Annotated in this window: 18 protein-coding genes; 4 read left to right on the forward strand and 14 right to left on the reverse strand. The window is 71.6% G+C overall.

Going from position 1 to position 20,734, the window contains the following annotated elements; all coding sequences use genetic code 11:
• Positions 1–126 precede the first annotated feature (126 nt).
• Genes cydC through RH861_RS15280 form a run of 4 tightly spaced genes read right to left on the reverse strand, consistent with a single transcriptional unit; the run spans position 127 to position 5,891 of the window.
• The gene (cydC, locus tag RH861_RS15265; RefSeq protein ID WP_310521715.1) at positions 127–1,836 is read right to left on the reverse strand and encodes a thiol reductant ABC exporter subunit CydC; all 1,710 of its coding nucleotides are present in this window, start codon (positions 1,834–1,836) and stop codon (positions 127–129) included.
• Positions 1,829–3,460 (reverse strand): thiol reductant ABC exporter subunit CydD, encoded by a 1,632-nt coding sequence (cydD, locus tag RH861_RS15270; protein WP_310521716.1) that lies wholly within the window; start codon positions 3,458–3,460, stop codon positions 1,829–1,831. Before cydD ends, cydC begins: the two co-directional genes overlap by 8 nt.
• A 1-nt stretch (position 3,461) precedes the next feature.
• Positions 3,462–4,466, reverse strand: a complete 1,005-nt coding sequence (gene cydB, locus RH861_RS15275) for a cytochrome d ubiquinol oxidase subunit II (protein ID WP_310521717.1) — start codon at positions 4,464–4,466, stop codon at positions 3,462–3,464.
• A 12-nt stretch (positions 4,467–4,478) separates the two neighbouring features.
• Positions 4,479–5,891, reverse strand: coding sequence for a cytochrome ubiquinol oxidase subunit I (locus tag RH861_RS15280; protein WP_310521718.1), 1,413 nt, complete (start codon positions 5,889–5,891; stop codon positions 4,479–4,481).
• A 106-nt stretch (positions 5,892–5,997) separates the two neighbouring features.
• Between RH861_RS15280 and RH861_RS15285 the strand changes: the two genes are divergently transcribed.
• Genes RH861_RS15285 through RH861_RS15295 form a run of 3 tightly spaced genes read left to right on the forward strand, consistent with a single transcriptional unit; the run spans position 5,998 to position 8,120 of the window.
• Positions 5,998–6,369 carry a BlaI/MecI/CopY family transcriptional regulator gene (locus RH861_RS15285; protein WP_310521719.1) on the forward strand — a complete coding sequence of 124 codons (372 nt, stop codon included), beginning with the start codon at positions 5,998–6,000 and terminating at the stop codon, positions 6,367–6,369.
• Position 6,370: 1 nt separating this feature from the next.
• Positions 6,371–7,297 (forward strand): M56 family metallopeptidase, encoded by a 927-nt coding sequence (locus RH861_RS15290; protein WP_310521720.1) that lies wholly within the window; start codon positions 6,371–6,373, stop codon positions 7,295–7,297.
• Positions 7,298–7,340: 43 nt separating this feature from the next.
• Positions 7,341–8,120, forward strand: a complete 780-nt coding sequence (locus RH861_RS15295) for a DedA family protein (RefSeq protein ID WP_310521721.1) — start codon at positions 7,341–7,343, stop codon at positions 8,118–8,120.
• Here the strand turns inward: RH861_RS15295 and RH861_RS15300 are convergent.
• From RH861_RS15300 to RH861_RS15320, 5 genes are all read right to left on the reverse strand, one after another.
• Entirely contained in the window at positions 8,117–9,049 is a 933-nt protein-coding gene (locus RH861_RS15300; protein WP_310521722.1) for an ABC transporter substrate-binding protein, read from the reverse strand. The two genes, RH861_RS15295 and RH861_RS15300, sit on opposite strands and share 4 nt — an antisense overlap.
• Positions 9,046–9,789, reverse strand: coding sequence for an ABC transporter permease (locus tag RH861_RS15305; RefSeq protein ID WP_310521723.1), 744 nt, complete (start codon positions 9,787–9,789; stop codon positions 9,046–9,048). The genes RH861_RS15300 and RH861_RS15305 overlap by 4 nt, the downstream gene beginning before the upstream one ends.
• A complete protein-coding gene (locus RH861_RS15310) occupies positions 9,786–10,472 on the reverse strand; it encodes an ABC transporter permease (protein ID WP_310521724.1) in 687 nt (228 codons plus the stop codon). Before RH861_RS15310 ends, RH861_RS15305 begins: the two co-directional genes overlap by 4 nt.
• Complete coding sequence (locus tag RH861_RS15315) at positions 10,469–11,281, reverse strand: ABC transporter ATP-binding protein (protein ID WP_067945367.1); 813 nt, start codon at positions 11,279–11,281, stop codon at positions 10,469–10,471. Before RH861_RS15315 ends, RH861_RS15310 begins: the two co-directional genes overlap by 4 nt.
• A 107-nt stretch (positions 11,282–11,388) precedes the next feature.
• Positions 11,389–12,048 (reverse strand): TetR/AcrR family transcriptional regulator, encoded by a 660-nt coding sequence (locus tag RH861_RS15320; RefSeq protein ID WP_067945365.1) that lies wholly within the window; start codon positions 12,046–12,048, stop codon positions 11,389–11,391.
• A gap of 111 nt (positions 12,049–12,159) precedes the next feature.
• Here RH861_RS15320 and RH861_RS15325 point away from each other — a divergent pair, with 111 nt between their 5' ends.
• The gene (locus RH861_RS15325; protein ID WP_310521725.1) at positions 12,160–13,218 is read left to right on the forward strand and encodes an App1 family protein phosphatidate phosphatase; all 1,059 of its coding nucleotides are present in this window, start codon (positions 12,160–12,162) and stop codon (positions 13,216–13,218) included.
• Positions 13,219–13,276: 58 nt separating this feature from the next.
• Here RH861_RS15325 and RH861_RS15330 read toward each other — a convergent pair whose 3' ends face one another.
• The 5 genes from RH861_RS15330 to RH861_RS15350 all read right to left on the reverse strand — a co-directional run bounded on the left by RH861_RS15330 (position 13,277) and on the right by RH861_RS15350 (position 20,733).
• Positions 13,277–14,332: a quinone-dependent dihydroorotate dehydrogenase gene (locus RH861_RS15330; protein WP_310521726.1), complete on the reverse strand. Its 1,056-nt coding sequence runs from the start codon at positions 14,330–14,332 to the stop codon at positions 13,277–13,279.
• Positions 14,333–14,345: 13 nt separating this feature from the next.
• The gene (gene nrdR / locus RH861_RS15335) at positions 14,346–14,819 is read right to left on the reverse strand and encodes a transcriptional regulator NrdR (protein ID WP_310521727.1); all 474 of its coding nucleotides are present in this window, start codon (positions 14,817–14,819) and stop codon (positions 14,346–14,348) included.
• A gap of 24 nt (positions 14,820–14,843) precedes the next feature.
• Entirely contained in the window at positions 14,844–16,157 is a 1,314-nt protein-coding gene (gene hisD / locus RH861_RS15340) for a histidinol dehydrogenase (RefSeq protein ID WP_310521728.1), read from the reverse strand.
• A 47-nt stretch (positions 16,158–16,204) separates the two neighbouring features.
• On the reverse strand, positions 16,205–19,735 hold the full coding sequence (gene dnaE, locus RH861_RS15345; RefSeq protein WP_374760992.1) for a DNA polymerase III subunit alpha: 3,531 nt from the start codon (positions 19,733–19,735) through the stop codon (positions 16,205–16,207).
• Positions 19,736–19,812: 77 nt separating this feature from the next.
• A complete protein-coding gene (locus tag RH861_RS15350) occupies positions 19,813–20,733 on the reverse strand; it encodes an RluA family pseudouridine synthase (RefSeq protein ID WP_310521730.1) in 921 nt (306 codons plus the stop codon).
• Position 20,734: the final 1 nt, after the last annotated feature.

Below are 20,734 nucleotides of genomic sequence, written 5' to 3' on the forward strand. Positions count from 1 at the left end.
GCTCCTCTGCTGGGGGTATGCCGTCCGCCGTGCGGACGATTGGGGGGAGTCAAGCAGAGAAGTTGTCCCCCGGACTAGGGGTGCCTTCCGAGAACGCAAGATCCGTGCGCACGACGCGAGGAATCGTCACTCCCGCCGGCCGACGGTATCAGCCGGCCCGTCGATTCGGATGCGCCGGTCGACGAGCGCGTCGGGTGCTCCGGTGTGGGAGATGAGGATCACCGAGCGACCGTCCGCGGCGGCCCCGAGCAGGTCCGCCAGGAGGGCGTCCGCGCGATCCGCGTCGACGCTGGCGGTCGGCTCGTCGAGCACCAGCACCGGGAAGTCCGCGAGCATCGCCCGGGCGAGCGCGATCCGCTGCGCCTGGCCTCCCGAGACCAGCGCGCCTCGCTCCCCCACGCGGGCATCGAGACCGCCGCGCTCGGCGACCCACGACCCGAGCCCGACCCGGTCCATCACCTCGAGCAGCTCGGCATCGGTGGCGGTGTCCCGGGCGAAGATGAGGTTCTGGCGGAGGTCCTCGTCGAACAGCCACGGGCGCTGCTCGACGAGGCCAACGACGCGGCGGACGTCCCGCGGATCGAGGTCGCGAGCCTCCACGTCGTCGAGGCGGTACGACCCCTCGTACTCGAGGAACCGGACGAGCACGTGGGCCAGCGTGGTCTTGCCGGAGCCCGACGGCCCCTCCACGAGCACCCGGTCGCCCGGGGCGACGTCGAGGTCGAGCGGCGCCAGGTCGCGTGAGCCGGCACGCCCGGCGCCGCTCGCCCGCGGCCAGCTCGCGCTCGCGCTCCTGAGCCGAAGGCCGGGTGTCCGGCGCCGATGCGACGATGTCGGCTCGGGCGCCGCACCGGAGGGCGGCTGCGGCAGCTCCGCCGGGACCTCCGCCGGGACGGCGTCGGCCACCCGTTCCGCACTCGCCCGCACGGTGCGGACGGCGCCGATCGCCACGGGGATCGCCGCCGCGACCTCGGCGATCGCGAGCGGGACCAGGCACAGCACGGCGAACGTGGGACCACTGATCCGGCCGTCGGCGAGCAGCGGGGCAGCGGCTCCGAGGCTCGCCGCCGCTGCGACCCCGCCGACCGCGCTCATCGCGGCTGCAGCGAGGCCCTGCGCGGCCGCGCGCGTCCGGGTCGCCCGCTGCAGCTCGGCGCCGATCCGCCGGATGCGGGCCCGGCTCGCCGCCGCCGCGTCGAAGGCCACGAGGACGTCGAGGGCCTGGACGTGTTCGACGATCGCGGCCTGCAGCCGTCCGCGGAGCGGGGCGAGCCGCGCGTCCGCACGCGCGGCGAGCACCTGCTGGGCCGTGACCGCGACGGCGATGCCGACGCCCAGGCAGGACAGGACGGCGAGCGCCGAGGCGGGGGCGAGCCAGGCCAGTCCGGCGATGGCCGTGGCCAGGACGATGGCGGCGCTCACGAGCGGCTGCACGATCCGCAACGAGACGTTCTGGAGTTCGTCGACGTCGCCGACGAATCGCGCGAGGAGGTCGCCGCGGCGGCTCGTAGCGAGCCCGTCGGGTGCGACGGGAAGCATGCGCTCGAAGACGCCCGCCCGGATCTCTGCGAGCTGGCGGAAGGCGGCGTCGTGGCCGGCGAGGCGTTCGAGGTAGCGGAACACCGCGCGGCCGAGCGCGAAGGCGCGGACGCCCACGACGCCGAGCGACAGGTAGAGGATGGGCGGCTGCTCGGCGGCGCGCGCGATCAACCAGGCGCTCGAGGCGAGCAGCGCGACGCTCGAGAGGCCCGCGAGCACCCCGAGGAGGATCGACGGCACGAGCCGTCCGGCCGGCGGGACGGCACGGCGGAGCACGTCTCGGGTCGATTCACGCATGCGCGACCTCCCGGATGGCGACCACGCGGTCGGCGTGGGCCGCGAGCGTCTCGCGGTGGGTCACGACGAGCACGGTGCGTCCCTCGGCGGCGAGTTCGCCGAGGCCTGCGGCGAGCGCCGCCTCGCGATCGGCGTCGAGCGCCGACGACGGCTCGTCGAGGACGAGCAGGGAGGCGTCGGTCGCGAGCAGGCGGTGGATGGCGCGTGCCACGGCGACGCGCTGGGCCTGTCCGCCGGAGAGGCCGGTGCCGCCGGGTCCGAGCACGGTGCCGGCGGGCACCTCGGCTGCGGCAAGGGCGAGTGCCCGGTCGGCGACGGCGGCGGGGGCGTGTTCGGCGCCGAGGCGTACGTTCTCGGCCACGGTGCCCTCGAGCAGGTGTGCGCTCTGCGCGGCCCACGCGAGTCGCGCCCGCGTGCCCGGACCGAGCGCGACGCCGTCGAGGGTGGCCGTGCCCTCGTAGGGGGCGAAGCCGAGCAGCGCGGCGACGAGCGACGACTTCCCCGACCCGCTCGCTCCCATGACCGCGACGATCTCGCCGGGGGCGGCGTCGAGGTCGACGCCGTCGACCGCGGCGCGCCCGCCGCGGGTGACGCGCACGCCGCGCAGGTGCAGCCCCGCGGCATCCGTCGTCGGGTCGCCGTGCTGCGCGGGCTGGTCGGGACGACGCTCCGCCGAGTCCGTCTCGAGGAGGTCGAGGGCGCTGCGAGAGGCTTCGAGGCCGGCGGTGGAGGCGTGGAACGCCGCGCCGACGTTGCGGATCGGCAGGAAGACCTCGGGCGCGAGCACGAGCACGAACAGCCCGGGCGCGAAGGACATGTCGCCTGCGACGAGTCGCAGTCCGATGGAGACGGCGACGAGCGCGACCGACAGGCTCGCCGCGAGTTCGAGCGTGAACCCGGAGAGGAACGTGACCCGCAGCACCTTCATGGTGCTCGAGCGGTACTGGTCGGTGACGGTGCGGATGCGCTCCACCTGGCGCTCGGCGCGGCCGTACAGCATGAGCGTCGCGAGTCCCCCGACGACTTCGAGGAACCCCTTGGAGAGCGACTGGAGCCGCTGCCACTGCCGGCGCTGCACGACCTCGGTCGCCATGCCGATGAGCGCCATGAAGACGGGGATGAGGGGCAGGACGATCACGAGGATGAGCCCGGACACCCAGTCCGCCGACCAGGCCGCGGCGACGAGTATCGGGGTGGCGACCGCGGTGAGCACCAGTTGTGGCAGGTAGCGCCCGAAGTACTCGTCGAGGGCGTCCAGGCCGGGGCCGAGCAGCGTGGACGCGTCCGCCGTCGACGTGGGCCGCGCGTCGCCGGGCCGGTCCTCCAGTGCGGCGAGCAGGTCGTCGCGCAGCTCGGCCTTGACCCGCATCGCCCCGGCCGAGCCGAGCCACTCCCAGAGCCAGCCGGCGACCGCGCGAACGGATGCCGCGGCGACGAGCACCACGATCACCAGTTCGATCCCCCACGGCACGTCGCCCTCGATGAGGCCGACGACGAGCGACGCGAGCGCCCAGGCGAACGCGATCGTCGAGCCGGCCTGGAGCAGCGCGAGCGCGCCGCCGCCGATGAGGAAGCCGCGCGCCGCGCGGGAGCGCCGGATGAGTCGTGGGTCGAGGGGTCGCACGTCAGTGGGCTGCGGCGTCGATCGTCTGCCGGGTCACGCGCTTGCGGAAGACCCAGTAGGTCCAGCCCTGGTACGCGAGGATCAGGGGCAGGAAGATCAGGGCGGTCCAGCTCATGACGGTGAGCGTGTACGGCGTGCTGGAGGCGTTGGCGATGGTGAGGCTGTTGGCCGGGTCGTTCGATGCGGGCATCACCTCGGGGAAGAGCGCCGCGAACAGCCCGAAGACCGCCGCGCCGATCGTGACGGCCATGAGGGTGAACGCGGTGCGCTCGGCGCCGCGTCCGTTGGCGAGCCAGGCGCCGACGAGGGCGACCGCGGCGACCGCGGCCAGTGCCCAGAACCAGGCGCTGCCGTTCGCGAGGCCGGTCCAGACGAGGAAGGTGGCGGCCACCGCGATGGTGATGACGCCGGCCTTCGCCGCGAGGCGGCGGGCACGCTCTCGGATCTCGCCGTCGGTCTTCAGCGCCGCGAACACGACGCCGTGGGTGAAGAAGAGCAGCAGCGTGGTGAGGCCGCCGAGCAGGGCGTAGGGGTTGAGCAGGTCGAACAGCGTGCCCGTGTAGTTGTGGTCCGCGTCGAGCGGGACGCCCTGGACGATGTTGGCGAAGGCGACGCCCCAGAGCAGCGCCGGGACGGCCGAGCCGATGATGATCATCGCGTCGAATCGGCGCTTCCAGGCGAGCTCGGGTCGCTGGTGCCGGTACTCGAAGGAGACGCCGCGGGCGATGAGCGCGAGCAGGATGAGCAGCAGCGCGAGGTAGAACCCCGAGAACAGCGTGGCGTACCACTCGGGGAACGCGGCGAAGAGCGCGGCGCCGGCCACGATCACCCAGGTCTCGTTGAGGTCCCACACCGGGCCGATCGTGTTGATGAGCACGCGGCGGTCGGTGTCGTCCTTCGCGAGGAACGGCAGCGACATGCCGACGCCGAAGTCGAACCCGTCGAGCACGAAGTAGCCCACGAAGAGGAAGGCGACGATCCAGAACCAGAGCGTTGCGAGATCCATGTCCGTCTCCTCCTAGTAGACCGTGGCGGCGTGTTCGACCTCGCCCGTCTCCGGGTCCGGCGCGGCGATCTCGGGCGGTCCCGTGCGGATCGCCTTGAGGATCAGCTTCACCTCGACGACCGCGAGGGCGCCGTAGATGAGCGTGAAGGCCACGAGCGAGATCAGGACCTCGAGGCCGGTGACGTTCGGCGACACCGCCGACTCCGTGGGCAGGAGGCTGAACACGATCCAGGGCTGGCGGCCCATCTCGGTGAAGACCCAGCCGACGATCATCGCCAGGAGCGAGAGCGGGAAGCTCCAGATCGCGACGGTCCAGACCCAGCGCTGGCGCGGCATCCGACCCTTGCGGGTGAGCCAGAGGCCGGCGACCGCGACGAGGATGTGAAGCATGCCGAGGCCGATCATCCACCGGAACGACCAGTACGTCACCCAGATGATGGGCGCGTAGTCGCCGGGACCGTAGAGGTCGGTGTACAGCGCCTGCAGGTCGTTGATGCCTTCCACGCAGCCGTCGAGGGTGTGCGTCGAGAGCAGGGCGAGCAGGTAGGGCACGCGGATGGAGAACAACTCGGTGGAGCCGTCCGGCGTGCCGAGGGTGAAGAGCGAGAACGAGGCGTCCGCACCGCAGACGGTGTCGTACGTGGCCTCGGCCGCGGCCATCTTCATGGGCTGCGTGGCGACCATCGCGAGGCTCAGCTGGTCGCCGAAGAACGTGGTGAGCGCGCCCGCTCCGACCATGGTCCAGAGGCCGAACTTCAGGGCGGGACGCATGGTGTCGAGGTGCTGGTTGCGCGCGAGGTGCCAGGCGGCGGCGCTGATCACGAGGCCGGCCGAGACCATGAAGGATGCCGCGATCGTGTGCGGGAATGCGGCGACGGCCACCGGGTTCGTCAGCAGCGCCCAGATGTCGACGAGTTCGGCGCGCCCGCGTTCGGCGTTCATCTGGTAGCCGACGGGGTTCTGCATGAAGGCGTTGGCCGCGATGATGAAGTAGGCCGACAGGATGGTGCCGATCGCGACGACCCAGATGGTCGCGAGGTGCAGCTTCTGCGGGAGCCGGTTCCAGCCGAAGATCCAGAGGCCGATGAACGTGGCCTCGAGGAAGAACGCGAGCAGGCCCTCGAGGGCGAGCGGGGCGCCGAAGACGTCGCCGACGAACCGGGAGTACTCCGACCAGTTCATCCCGAACTGGAACTCCTGCACGATGCCGGTCACGACGCCCATCGCGAAGTTGATGAGGAAGATCGTGCCGAAGAACCGCGTGATCCGCAGGTACTCGATCTTGCCCGTGCGCACCCACGCGGTCTGGAAGACGGCTGCGGTGGTCGCGAGTCCGATGGTGAGGGGGACGAAGAGGAAGTGGTAGACCGTCGTGAGTCCGAACTGCCACCTGGCGAGCAGGAGCGGATCGAGGAGCTCGTTCACTGCGGGGGCCCCTTTCGTGGGAGTGACGGCGCGTTCTTCTACACAGCGTAGAGCACTTTTCTACGATGTGTAGAACCTTTGGGCCCTTGCGCGGTATCCTCGATGTATGGCAGGACTCGGCGACCTCGAGCGCTCCGTGATGGAGCAGCTCTGGAAGAGCGACGGACCGCTCACGGCGAACGAGGTGCGCGAGCACCTCGCCGACCCGGCCGACCCGTCGCGCACCCCGGCCACGACCACCGTCCTCACGGTGCTCTCCCGCCTCGAGCGCAAGGGCTTCGTCACCCGCGCCCGCGAGACGCGCCCGCACCGCTACCGCGCGCTGCTCTCCCGGGCCGAGCACACCGCCGAACTCATGCACGAGGTGCTCTCGTCCTCCTCCGACCGCGACGCGGCGCTGGCCCGCTTCGTCGGCACGGTCAGCGACGGCGAGGCGCGCACGCTGCGCCGCCTCCTCGACGAGCTCGTGCGTCGCTGACGTGGTCGCCGCCGCCGTCCTGCTCGGCGTCGTCGCGCTCGCGCTCGCCTGGCCGGTCCCCGTCGCCCTCGCCCGGGCATCCTGGCCGGCGCGCTCCCCCGCCACGGCCCTGGCGCTCTGGCAGGGCATCGCACTCGGAGGCGGCCTCGCCATGATCGGCTCGCTGCTCGTCTTCGGCGCGTCGCCGGGCGGCTCGATCGTCGGCGCGGCCCGCGACCTGCTGCCCGCCTTCACCGTCGGCCCGATCCCCGACGGCTACGGCGTGATCCACCTCGCGGCGCTCACCCTCGCCGTCGGGCTCACCGTCCACCTCGCCCTGAACCTCCTCTCGACCGCCATCCGCGCCGAACGGGCCCGTCGGCGCCAGCACCGGCTCGTCGACCTCCTCGCCGAGCCCGCCGCCGACCCGTCCGGTCCGCGCGTGCTCTCCCACCCCGTGCCCGTCGCCTACTGCGTCCCCGGCATCCGCACCGCCACGGTCATCACCGAGGGGCTCGTCGAGCTGCTCGACGCCGACGAGCTGCGCGCCGTCGTCTCGCACGAGCGCGCGCACCTCGACCAGTTCCACCACCTCGTCCTGCTCGCGTTCCGGGCGTGGCACGGCGCGCTCCCCTGGTTCCCCATCGCCAACCGCGCCGAACGGGCCGTCGCCCTGCTCACCGAACTGCTCGCCGACGACCGCGCCCGCCGCGAGACCGGTCCCGAGCCGCTCCGGCGGGCGCTCGTCCTCGTCGGAAGTGCCGGCGAGCCCGGGGCGTACGCCGACGCCGGTGGCGTGAATCCGGACGCCGGCATGCTCGAGCAGCGCCTCGAGCGGCTCGAACCGGGGCGGCATCCGCTCAGCCCCGTCGCCCGCACGGCCAGCTGGATCGCCACCGCCCTCATCGTCGCGACACCCGTCGTGGTGCTCGCCGCCGTGACGCTCTGACGGCTCACAGCCGCGACGGCGACCCACGCCATAGGCTCGGAGCGTGAACGAGCTGCTCGACGGCATCCTCGGCACCGTCGAAGGTGTCGATCCCGTGCTGCGGACCGTCCTCGCCGGCATCGGGATCATGCTCGAGACCTCCGTGCTGATCGGGCTGGTCGTACCGGGCGACAGCATCGTCATCGTCGCCTCCACCGCGGTCGACGGTCCGGTCGAGTACCTCGCCCTCGCCCTCACCGTCATCATCGGAGCGCTGATCGGCGAGAGCATCGGCTTCGCGCTCGGTCGATGGTTCGGACCGCGCATCGAACGATCGCGCGTCGGTCGCCGGATCGGCGAGCACAACTGGCACCGCGCGCGTCGCTACCTCGCGCGTCGCGGCGGGCCGGCGGTCTTCATCTCGCGGTTCCTGCCCGTGCTGCACTCCCTCGTGCCGCTGACCGTCGGCATGAGCGACATGTCCTACCGGCGCTTCATCGCCTGGACCACCCCGGCGTGCATCATCTGGTCGTTCGCGTACGTGAGCGTCGGCAGCGCCGCCGCGGGCGGCTACCGCAGCCTCAGCGACGACCTCCACTGGGCCGGCTACCTGTTCGTCGGGGCGATCGTGCTGTTCCTGGTGCTCGTGTGGGCGGCGAAGAAGGTCCTGATGCGGCTCGAGGCGCGACACATGGCGGATGACGCGGTGCACGACGCCGGCGCCGCGGTGGCCCCGCACGGCATCGCGCCCGGGGTCGAGCCCGCCGGGGAACCGGCCGTCGCACGCGACGAAGGGCCGGCCGCCGAGGCGACCGACCCTTCAGAGCGACGTCGAGAGCCCTAGAAGAGGGCCTTCTCGGCGAGCCAGTCGCTCGCGATCTGGTCGGCCGACTGCTGCTCGTTCACGCTGAGCGCGTTGAGCGCCACGAGGTCCTCGGGAGTGAGTGCCGCGCTGACCGTGTCGATGACCTCGGCCATCTCGTCGGTCACCTTCTCGCTCACGACGGGGACGACGTTCGACGACAGGAACAGCCCTTCCGGGTCCTCGAGCGTCACGAGGTCGTTCGCGGCGATGTTCGGGTCGGCGCTGTAGATGTTCACCATCTGCACCTGGTCGTCGACGAGCGCCTTCAGGGTCAGCGGGCCGCCGCTGTCCTCGATGGGCGTGAACGCCACGTCGACGCCGTAGACGGACTGCAGGCCCTCCGGGCCGTACGGGCGCGTCTCGAGCTCGGAGTTGCCGCCGAGCGTGATCGGGGTCGAGACGTCCTTCAGGTCGGCGAGGCTGGTGACCCCGTTCTCCTCGGAGAACGTGCGGGTGACGTTGTAGGAGTCCTGGTCGGTCGCCGGCGACTGCTCGAGCACGCGAAGCCCCTCGGGAAGCGCACCCTCGAGCTCGGCGTAGACGTCGTCGCTCGTGGTGGCCGTCGTGTCGGGCACGTAGTACTGGAGGAGGTTGCCGGTGTACTCGGGGAAGACGTCGATCGCGCCGTCCTCGATCTCGGGGATGTAGACCTCGCGCTGGCCGATCCGGAACTGCCGGTCGACCGTGAAGCCGTTCTCCTCGAGCGCCTGGGCGTACAGCTCGGCGATGATCTCGTTCGAGTAGTAGTCCTGCGAGCCGACGACGATCGTCTCCGAGCCGCCGTCGCCCCCCTCGCCGCCCGATCCGCTGTCGAGCGGATCGCCGGATGCACACCCTGCCAGGGCCACTGTCGCCCCGACCGCGACCGCCGCCAGGGCGACGAGCCGGCCTTTTCCTGCTGTGGTCATTGCTGGTTCCCTTCGGTGATGGGTTGCCCCACGGCCGTTCGGGACCGGGCCGGTCCCGAACGGAGCTCTCTGGCGCGGGTGGCGCGCACGCCGGCGGGCACCACGAGCCGCTGCGCGAGTGCGAACAGCCCGTCGACGACCAGCGCCAGCAGGATCACGAGGATGGATCCGCCGAGCATCTCGGCGTAGTCGCGGGTCTTCAGCCCGCTGAAGATGAAGCGGCCGAGCCCCTCGTCGGCGATGTACGCCGCGAGCGTGGCCGTCGCGATGATCTGCAGGGTGGCCGAGCGGATGCCGCCGACGACGATCGGCAGTCCCAGGGGCAGCTCCACTTTGCCGACGATCTGCAGCTCCCGCATGCCCATGGCCCGGGCCGCGTCGATCGTGCGCCGGTCGACCGACTCGAAGCCGGCGTACGCGCCGGCCAGCAGCGGCGGGATCGCGAGGATCACGAGCGCGATTACGGGCGCCTGCAGTCCGATCCCGAGCCAGGTGCCGAACAGCGTCAGCACGCCGAGCGTCGGCAGCGCGCGGAGCCCGCCGGAGAGCATGACGGCCGGTTCGCGGCCGCGACCGGTGTGTCCGACCCACGCCCCCACGGGCAGGGCGATGACCGCGGCGATGACGAGCACGACCGCCGAAACCCAGAGGTGCTCGCCGAGGCGCTGCGGGATGCTGCCGGCGCCACTCCAGTTGGCGGGGTCGGCGAGCCAGGCGAAGGCGTCGGCGAAGAGGTTCACGAGCCCTCCGCTCCGACGGCGACCTCGACCGGCGCCGCACGTCGGAGCCGCGATGTCCGCGTCCACGGCATGAGCAGGCGGCCGAGGAGGACGGCGATCCAGTCGAGCAGCAGGGCGAGCAGGATCGTCGCGACGATCCCGGTGATGATCTCGACCTGGATGCCGCGCTGGAACCCGTCGGTGAAGAGGCTGCCGAGGCTCTGGACGCCGATCACCGCGCCGACCGTGGCGAGGCTCACGGTGCTCACGATCGCCACGCGGAGCCCGGAGAGCAGCACCGGCCCGGCGAGCGGGAGCTCGACACCCCAGAACCGTCCCGCCGCCGAATAGCCGATGGCCGTGGCCGACTGGCGGATGTCGCGCTCGACCGCGTCGAACGCGTCGGTCGCGGTGCGCACGAGCACGGCGATGCCGTACAGCGTGAGGGCGATCACGAGGTTCACGGGCGAGCGGAGGCTCAGCCCGGTGGCGGCGGGCAGCGCGATGAACAGCGCGAGCGAGGGGATGGCGTACAGCAGCCCGACGATCGAGAGCAGGATGCCGCGCGACCACCGGTGCCGGTGGGCGATCCATCCGAGCGGGACCGACAGCACGAAGCTCAGTATGATCGCCGGCACCGACAATGCCAGGTGCACCACGACGAGTTCGCCGACGCGGTCGAGGTTGGACCAGAGCCAGTTCACGAGGTGAGGACCCCGGCCGGGCGTCCGTCGGCGTCGACGACGATCCTCCGCCCGTCGACCTCCCGCACATGGAGGGCCCGCTTGCCGCGATCGGCGCCCACGAAGTCCGCCACGAACGAGTCGGCGGGGTTCGCCAGGATCTCTGCCGGTGAGGCGGCCTGGGAGATGCGCCCGCCCTGCTGCATGATCACGACCTGGTCGCCGAGGAGGAACGCCTCGTCGATGTCGTGGGTGACGAACACGACCGTCTTCCCGAGCTCGCCCTGCAGTCGCAGCAGCTCCTGTTGCAGCTCGGCGCGCACGATCGGGTCGACCGCACCGAAGGGCTCGTCCATCAGGAGGATGTTCGGGTCGACGGCCAGCCCGCGGGCGACGCCCACGCGCTGCTGCTGTCCGCCCGAGAGCTGCGACGGGTACTTGTCGGCGAGGGACCGGTCGAGGCCGACCGTGTCGAGCAGTTCGAGGGCGCGCGCGTGCGCCGCGCGCTTCGACTCGCCGCGCAGCAGCGGGACGGTCGCGACGTTGTCGATCACCTTGCGGTGCGGCAGCAGGCCGGAGTTCTGCATCACGTACCCGATGCCCCGCCGGAGCTTCACCGGATCGACCGTCGCGACATCCGTGCCGTCGATGAGGACCTGGCCGCCGGTCGGGTCGACCATGCGGTTGATCATCCGGAGCAGGGTCGTCTTGCCCGAGCCGGAGGAGCCGACGAGCACCGTCGTCTCATGCGGCGGGATGACGATGTCGACGTCGCTGACGGCCACGGTGCCGTCGGGGAACTGCTTCGTGACACCGCGGAACTCGATCATGCTGCCTCCCCTGTGCGGGGCGCCGGTCGGCGCACCCTCAAGCCAAACACCTCGCGGCCGTCGGTGGCAACGGCGGCGGGCCGGTTCGGACGGCTCTCGGGAGGTTCTCAGGCCGCGGTCGTCGCCGCGACCCGGTCGGCGAGGTGCTCGTCGAGGTACACGCGCACCACGCGCCGCGCCTCATCGAGGTACCGGACGTCGCCGGCCGCGTCGCGCGCGAAGGCGCGGTGGATGAGCGCCTCGCCGATCTCGACGGCGATGCCGAGGCGGAACCGGGTTTCGGCGTCGTTGCGGATGCCGAAGTCGTGCTCGAGGAGGAGCGCGAGGCGGTGCGCGATCTCCGCCTCGCCGTCGCGCTCGGACAGCTCACGAGGCGCCGCGTGGATGACCGTGAACCCGGGCTCGTCGCGGTACAGCTCGGCGCACACCGCGAGGGCGGCGTCGATGACGTTCCACCAGTCGGCGAGCTCGGCCTGCTCGAGTGCCTCCGCGAGGCGCTCGCGGTACCGGCGCACGCTGCGCTCCCGGAGCGCGTGCAGGACGGCGACGCGGTCGGGGAAGTACCGGTAGACCGTGCCGATCGACGCGCCGGCCCGCTCGGCGACCATCTGGGTCGTCAGGCGTTCGAAGCCGAGCTCGTCCACGATCTCGGCCGCTGCGTCGAGCAGCGCGTCGAGCCGCTGGGTGCTGCGGCGCTGCGTCGGCTCGGTGCGGACCGAGCGCCTCCGGCCGTGATCGGTCCCGAGGATCAGGTCGATGTTGGGCACGGGACCTCCTCACTTGCCGGACCACTCTACCCGCGACGCGGGACCTCGCGGACGCGGGCGGCGTCGCGCCGGGTTTGACCCATGGTCGGAACCGCATGAAAGACTGAGTGGATGCCGGTGAGTTCCCCTGTCCCGGCCGGTTCCCGGCAACGACCGGTCCGGCACGGTGCCGCGCGCCTCGAAGACTGGATCCACGACGTCCGCGAGCGCTGGGCGCGGCGCCGGGGCCACGTCCCGACCGTGGTGCCGTACACGGGCTACGGCTCGACGGAGTGGGTGCGGGTCTTCTGCCGCGTGCTCCTCGCGAAGCCGGCGTCGGCCGAGGGCACGTCCAAGCGCCGCCGGCGCCGCCGCGAGCAGGGCATCCGCGGCTGGCGCAGCTTCACGAGCGTCCCCGTGGGCGACGTGCGCGTGACGATCGAGGTCGGGGGCGAGCGCATCGAGGTGCTCGCCGACCGCGGCGGCGTGGTCGACACGCGCGTTCCGGCGGACCTCGAACCGGGCTGGAACCGCGCCGTGCTGCAGGTCGAGGGATCCGAGCCGGTCGAGGCGCCGATCTGGGTGGTCGCACCCGACGTCCACTTCGGCATCGTGTCCGACATCGACGACACCGTCATGGTCACGGCGCTCCCCCGCCCGTTCGTGGCGTTCTGGAACACCTTCGTGCTCGACGAGCACGCCCGAAGCCCCACTCCGGGCATGGCCGTGCTGTACGAGCGGCTCGTGCGACAGCATCCGGGTTCCCCGGTCGTCTACCTCTCGACCGGCGCCTGGAACGTCGCCCCCACGCTCACCCGGTTCCTCTCGCGCAACCTCTACCCCGCCGGCCCCATCCTCCTGACCGACTGGGGTCCGACGCACGACCGCTGGTTCCGCAGCGGCCGCGAGCACAAGTCCGACAACCTACGGCGGCTCGCCGAGGAGTTCCCCGACATCCGGTGGCTGCTCATCGGCGACGACGGCCAGCACGACGAGGAGCTCTACGCGTCCTTCGCGGCCGAGCACCCCGAGCGGGTCGCCGCGGTCGCGATCCGCGAGCTCTCGGTCGGCGAGGCGGTGCTCGCGGGCGGTCGCAGCAAGGCCGAGCAGCACGGCGCCGACGTCCCCTGGGTGTCCGCGAGCGACGGCGCCACGCTGGCCGACCGGCTCGCCGACATCGGCATGCTCTGAGCCGCATGCACCGCGCAGCGGCGGCTCGTCGCGCCGGCGTTGGCGTCGACCTCAGCGGTCAGGCGACGGATGCCGCGACGCCCCGCTCGCGCCGCAGGCGTGCGAGCCCCCGGTTGACCTGGCGCGCCCAGAGCGGGCCGCGGTAGACGAAGCCCGTGTAGCCCTGGACGAGCGTGGCGCCGGCGTCCAATCGCTCCTGCACGTCCTCGGCGGTCTCCACGCCACCCACCGACACGACGCAGAGCGACGCCGGCACGTGCTCCCGGATGAGGCGCAGCACCGCGAGCGACCGGGTCGCGAGCGGCGCGCCGGAGAGCCCGCCCGCGCCGATCGCCTCGACCTCCGCCGGCGGCGTCAGGAGCCCGGCCCGGGAGATCGTCGTGTTGGTCGCGATGATCCCGTCCAGTCCCAGCCGGACGACGAGCTCGCAGATGCGCACCACCTCGGCGTCGTCGAGGTCGGGCGCGATCTTCACGAGCAACGGGGTGCGCCCGGCGGCCTCGCGGACCGCCTCGAGGAGCGGCGCGAGAGCGTCGAGTTCCTGCAGGCCCCGGAGTCCCGGGGTGTTGGGCGAGCTGACGTTGACGACCAGGTAGTCGGCGTGCGGGGCCAGCACCTTCGTGCTCCGCACGTAGTCCTCGGTCGCCCGCTCGACGGGCGTGACCCGGCTCTTGCCGATGTTGACGCCGAGCACCGGTCGATGGGGGCGACGGGACAGCCGCGAGATGCGGCCCGCCGCGGCATCCGCACCGCCGTTGTTGAAGCCCATGCGGTTCACCAGCGCGCGGTCGGCGACGAGCCGGAACAGGCGCGGGCGCTCGTTGCCCGGCTGCGCGATCGCGGTGAGGGTGCCGACCTCGACATGGCCGAAGCCGAGGTGGCCGAGGCCGACGACCGCGAGCGCATCCTTGTCGAAGCCCGCGGCGACGCCGAACGGCGACGGGAACCGCAGCCCCAGCGCCTCGACCGCGAGCTCGGGCGCGGGCGCCGTGACGCGTTCGACCAGGCGGCCGACGCCGAGGAGCGGCAGCCGGCGAATGACGCCGAAGGCGAGGTGATGGGCGCGCTCCGGGTCCATGCGCGTGAAGACCTGGGAGAAGAGAAGTCGATACATGCCGTGGGACAGGCTACTCGACCGGACGCGCGGGCAGGCGCCCGTGCTCCTCGCGCAGCTGGCCGATGGCCGACTCGAAGTCCTCGAGCGACTCGAACGCCTGGTAGACGCTCGCGAACCGGAGGTAGGCGACCTCGTCGAGTTCCCGCAGCGGCGGCAGGATCGCCAGGCCGATGTCGTTCGCCTCGATCTGCGACGCGCCCGTGGAGCGGATGGTCTCCTCGACCTTCTGCGCGAGCACGGCGAGGTCGGAATCGGTGACCGGCCGCCCCTGGCACGCCTTCTTCACGCCGAGCACGACCTTCTCGCGGCTGAACGGCTCGATGACGCCGGAGCGCTTGATCACCGCGAGACTCGCCGTCTCGGTCGTCGAGAATCGGCGGCCGCACTCCGGGCACTGGCGGCGGCGACGGATCGAGAGCCCGTCATCGCTCGTACGGGAGTCGATGACGCGCGAGTCCGGGTGGCGGCAGAACGGGCAGTGCATGGTGCTCCCAGCGTAGCGGCGCGGTCAGGGTCGATCGCCGAAGCGGGCCGTCACGGCCTCGCCGTGCGCGGGCAGGTCCTCCTCGGCGGACAGCGCCGCGATGACCGGCGCGACCTCGCGCAGCGCGGCCTCGTCATACCGCACCACCTGCTGCGGCCGGAGGAACGTGGCGGCCGACAGCCCCGCGGCCGAGCGCGCCTGCCCGCCGGTCGGCAGCACGTGGTTCGATCCGGCCGCGTAGTCGCCGAGACTCACCGGCGAGTACGGGCCGATGAAGATGGCGCCGGCGTTCTCGATCCGGGCGAGCGTCGCATCGGCGTCGCGCACCTGGATCTCGAGGTGCTCGGCCCCGAACGCGTTCGCGAAGTCGGCGGCCTGCTCGAGGTCGTCGACGAGCACGACGGCCGACTGCGGGCCCTCCAGGGCGGTGCGGATCCGGTCGGCGTGGCGGGTCGCCGCGACCCGGGCAGCGAGCCGGTCGAGCACCCGCTCGGCGAACGCCGGCGAGTCGGTCACCAGCACGGCCGCGGCGAGCTCGTCGTGCTCGGCCTGGCTCACGAGGTCGGAGGCCACGAGGTCGGCGTCGGCGGTGTCGTCCGCGATGACGAGGATGTCGGTGGGGCCTGCCTCGGAATCGATGCCGGTGACGCCCTGCACGAGCCGCTTGGCCGCCGCGACGAAGACGTTGCCGGGCCCGGTGACCCGCTGGACCGGCTCCAGGCCGATTCCCGGGACGCCGTAGGCGAAGGCGCCGATCGCTCCCGCGCCGCCCATCGCGTAGACCTCGTCGATGCCGAGCAAGGCCGCGACGCCCGCGATGGTCGGGTGGATGCGGCCGCCGTGGGCCGCCTGCGCGGGCGAGGCGAGCGCGATGGACCGGACGCCGGCCACCTGCGCGGGCACGACGTTCATCACCACGGACGACGGGTACACGGCCTTGCCGCCGGGCACGTAGAGTCCGACGCGCGCCACCGGCTGCCACCGCTGCTCGACCACGGCACCGGGCCCGAGAACGGTCGTCGCGGGAGCGGGCACCTGCGCCGCGCTGGCTGCGCGCACGCGCTCGACGGTCGACTCGACGGCGCGCCGCACCTCGTCGGTCAGCGCATCGCGCGCCGCCCGGAGCTCGTCGGCGCTCACCCGCACGGCGGCCGGGCGCACGCGGTCGAACCGCTCGGCCTGGTCGAGCAGCGCGGCCTCGCCGCGGGAGCGGACGTCGTCGATGAGCTCCCTGGCCGGGTCGAGCGCCGCCGCGACATCCGTCGCGGCACGCGGGACGAGGTCGAGCAGTTCGCTCATCGAGGGACGGGAGTCGCGGAGATCGATCGTGCGCAGCATGGCCCGCCCAGCCTACCGATCGCGACCGGGCGCCCGCTGGACGCCCGTCACGTGAGGCAGTTCGGACCGAGCAGGCTCTTCAGCTCGCCGTAGAAGTCGGCGCTCACGGCGACGGGGTAGGGCAACTCGAACACGCGTGCGGTGCGCCCCTTGGTGAGCTTCAGCCGCACCTCGGTGTCGCCTCGATGGCGGATGAGGACATCGCCGAGCGCCGTGATCGTGTCGGTCGTCGCCCGGACGTCGGGCAGGGAGATGACGACCGGCCCGTTCTCGTCGCCCTGTCCCACCTCGGGCTCGAACACGCTGTACGCGTGCAGGTTCATGCCGTCGTCGCGCAGGCTCACGCGCCCCCGGACGACGACGATCGAGTCGCCCTTCAGCGCCGGCGCGAACTCCTGGTACGCCTTGCCCATGAACATCACGGTGATCTCGCCGGAGAAGTCCTCCACCTGGATCATGCCGTACTGGTTTCCGGACTGCCGCGCGACGCGGTGCTGCACGCTGGTCACCAGGCCTGCGATCGTCGCGACGTCGCCGTCCTGCGTGCCATCCGAGCTCATCAGGTCGGTGATGGTGGTCGACGCGTGCTTCGCGAGCGTCGCCTCGAGCCCCGCGAGCGGATGGTCGGAGACGTAGAGGCCGAGCATCTCGCGCTCGAACGCGAGCTTGTCGCGCTTGGACCATTCGGGCCGGTCGGGCACGGGCGAGGGCGCCGCCTCCTTCTCGTGGTCCTCGAACAGGCTGTCGAAGTCGAAGCCGACGTCGCCGTTCTCCTCCGCGCGCTTCTCCTTCACCGCCGCCTCGACGGCGCCCTCGTGGATCTCCACGAGCGCCCGACGGGTATGCCCGAGGGAGTCGAATGCGCCGGCCTTGACCAGCGACTCGACCGTGCGCTTGTTGGCGACCTGCGTCGGCACCTTCTTCAGGAAGTCGTGGAACGACTCGAACCGGCCCTTCGCGTCGCGCGCCGCACGGATCGCGTCGACCACGTTGAAGCCGACGTTGCGCACGGCGCCGAGCCCGAACCGGATGTCGTCGCCGACGGCGGCGAAGAACCCGATGGACTCGTTCACGTCGGGCGGCAGGACCTTGATGCCCATGCGGCGGCACTCGTTGAGGTACAGCGCGAGCTTGTCGCGGGCGTCGCCCACGCTCGTGAGCAGCGCCGCCATGTACTCGGCCGGATAGTGCGCCTTGAGGTACGCGGTCCAGTAGCTGAGCACGCCGTAGGCGGCCGAGTGTGCTTTGTTGAACGCGTAGTCGGAGAAGGGCAGCAGGATGTCCCAGAGCGTCTTGATCGCGGCATCCGAGTAGCCGTTGGCCTTCATGCCGCCGGAGAAGCCCTCGTACTGCTTGTCGAGCTCGGACTTCTTCTTCTTGCCCATCGCTCGGCGCAGGATGTCGGCCTGGCCGAGGCTGAACCCGGCGACCTTCTGCGCGATCGCCATCACCTGCTCCTGGTAGATGATCAGGCCGTAGCTCGTGTCGAGGATCTCGCGGAGCGGCTCCTCGAGCTCGGGATGGATCGGCGTGATCGGCTGCAGGCCGTTCTTGCGGAGCGCGTAGTTGATGTGCGAGTTCGCGCCCATCGGGCCCGGGCGGTAGAGCGCGATGACGGCCGAGATGTCCTCGAAGTTGTCGGGCTTCATCTGGCGGAGCAGCGAGCGCATGGGGCCGCCGTCGAGCTGGAACACGCCGAGCGTGTCGCCGCGCGAGAGCAGCTGGTACGCCTCGGCGTCGTCGAGGGCCAGGTCTTCGAGCACCGGCCGGAAGCCGCGGTTCGCCTCGATGTTGTCGAGCGCGTCGTCGATGATCGTGAGGTTCCTGAGCCCCAGGAAGTCCATCTTGATGAGGCCGAGCGACTCGCACGCGGGATAGTCGAACTGCGTGACGATCTGGCCGTCCTGCTCCCGCTTCATGATCGGGATGATGTCGATGAGCGGCTCGCTCGACATGATGACGCCCGCGGCGTGCACGCCCCACTGCCGCTTGAGGTTCTCGAGCCCGAGCGCCGTCTCGAAGACGGTCTTCGCCTCCGCGTCGGTCTCGATGAGGGCGCGGATGTCGCCCGCCTCCTTGTAGCGCGGGTGGTCCTTGTCGAGGATGCCGGAGAGCGGGATGTCCTTGCCCATCACCGCGGGAGGCATCGCCTTGGTGAGCTTCTCGCCCATGCCGAAGGGGAATCCGAGCACGCGCGAGGAGTCCTTGAGCGCCTGCTTCGCCTTGATGGTGCCGTACGTGACGATCTGCGCCACGCGCTCGTCGCCGTACTTCTCGGTCACGTACTTGATGACCTCACCGCGACGACGCTCGTCGAAGTCGACGTCGAAGTCGGGCATCGAGACGCGGTCGGGGTTCAGGAACCGCTCGAAGATGAGGCCGTGCTGCAACGGGTCGAGGTCGGTGATGCGCATCGCGTAGGCGGCCATGGATCCGGCGCCGGAGCCGCGGCCGGGACCGACCCGGATGCCGTTGTTCTTCGACCAGTTGATGAAGTCGGCGACGACGAGGAAGTAGCCGGGGAAGCCCATCTGGCTGATGACCTCGACCTCGTAGGCCGCCTGCTTCCGCACGTCGTCCGGGATGCCGCCCGGGTAGCGCTCGTGGAGGCCGCGCTCGACCTCCTTCACGAACCAGCTCTGCTCGCTCTCGCCCTCGGGCACCGGGAAGCGCGGCATGTAGTTCGCGCTCGTGTTGAACTGCACGTCGCACCGCTCGGCGATGAGCAGCGTGTTGTCGCAGGCCTCGGGGTGGTCGCGGAAGAGGTGCCGCATCTCGGCGGCCGACTTCAGGTAGAACTCGTCGGCGTCGAACTTGAACCGGTTCGGGTCGTCGAGGGTCGATCCGGACTGGACGCAGAGCAGGGCCGCGTGGCTCTTCGCGTCGTGGGCGTGCGTGTAGTGCAGGTCGTTCGTGGCCACGAGCGGGAGGTCGAGCTGCTTCGCGAGGCGGAGCAGGTCGTCCATGATCCGCTTCTCGATGCCGAGCCCGTGGTCCATGATCTCGGCGAAGAAGTTCTCCTTGCCGAAGATGTCGCGGAACTCCGCCGCCGCCTGCACGGCCTCGTCGTACTGGCCCAGCCGCAGCCGGGTCTGCACCTCGCCCGACGGGCAGCCGGTGGTCGCGATGAGCCCGGCCGAGTACGTCTGCAGCAGCTCGCGGTCCATGCGCGGCTTGAAGTAGTAGCCCTCGATCGACGCGAGGCTCGAGAGCCGGAACAGGTTGTGCATGCCCTCGGTGGTCTCGGAGAGCAGCGTCATGTGCGTGTACGCGCCCGACCCCGACACGTCGTCGCCGCCGCCGTTGCCCCAGCGCACGCGGGTCTTGTCGCTGCGGTGGGTGCCCGGCGTGAGGTACGCCTCGGTGCCGATGATGGGCTTCACTCCGGCGTCGGTCGCCTGCTTCCAGAAGTCGAACGCGCCGAACACGTTGCCGTGGTCGGTCATCGCCACGGCCGGCATGCCCTCGGCGGCGGCGGCCTTCATCAACTCGCCGACCCGGGCCGCACCGTCGAGCATCGAGTACTCGGAGTGCACGTGCAGGTGGACGAAGGAATCGGCGGCCACAGGGCTCCTCATCGGGTGGTGCTTCGGGGGTGCTCACAGTGTATTGCGAGCCGCCGACGTGCGGGTCGCGGACGCGCGGCGTCGCTCGCTCAGTCGCCGCGGAGGACGTCGAGGGCGTGCTGCAGGTCGGCCGGGTAGTCGGACTCGTAGGTCGTCCACTCCCCCGTGCCCGGGTGGATGAACGAGAGCTCCTTCGCGTGCAGCCACTGCCGCTCGAGCCCCAGCCGGGCGCTCAGCGTCGGGTCGGCGCCGTACATCGCGTCACCCGCGCACGGATGCCGCTGCGCCGCCATGTGCACCCTGATCTGGTGCGTGCGCCCGGTCTCGAGGTGCACCTCGAGCAGCGACGCGTACGGGAACGCCTCGATCGTCTCGTAGTGCGTGACCGCGTGCTTGCCGTCCGCCGTCACGGCGAACTTCCACTCGGACCGCGGGTGGCGCCCGACCGGCGCGTCGATCGTCCCCGCCAGCGGATCGGGGTGGCCCTGCACCACCGTGTGGTAGACCTTGTCGACCTCGCGATCGTGGAACTGCCGCTTCAGTTCGCGGTAGGCGCGCTCGGACTTCGCCACGACCATGAGGCCGCTCGTGCCCTGGTCCAGGCGGTGGACGACGCCCTGCCGCTCCGCCGCTCCCGAGGTGGAGATCCGGTAGCCGGCCGCCGCGAGGGCGCCCACGACCGTGGGACCCTCCCACCCGAGCGACGGGTGGGCCGCGACGCCCGCGGGCTTGTCCACCACGACGAGGTCGTCGTCGTCGTGGACGATGCCGAGGTCGGGGACCGGGATCGCCTCGATCTCGAGCGCGCGCGGAGGCGCCCAGCTCACCTCGAGCCAGGAGCCGGCGCGCAGCCGGTCGGCCTTGTCGACGACCGACCCGTCGAGCAGGACGCCGCCGGCCGAGGCGACCTCCGCCGCCTGCGTGCGCGAGAACCCGAGGAGCTTCGCGAGCCCCGCGTCGACCCGCGACCCGTCGAGCCCGTCGGGCACGGGGAGGGACCGGTGCTCCATT

Origin of the sequence: Agromyces indicus (assembly GCF_031432295.1) — a bacterium.
GTDB lineage: Bacteria > Actinomycetota > Actinomycetes > Actinomycetales > Microbacteriaceae > Agromyces > Agromyces indicus.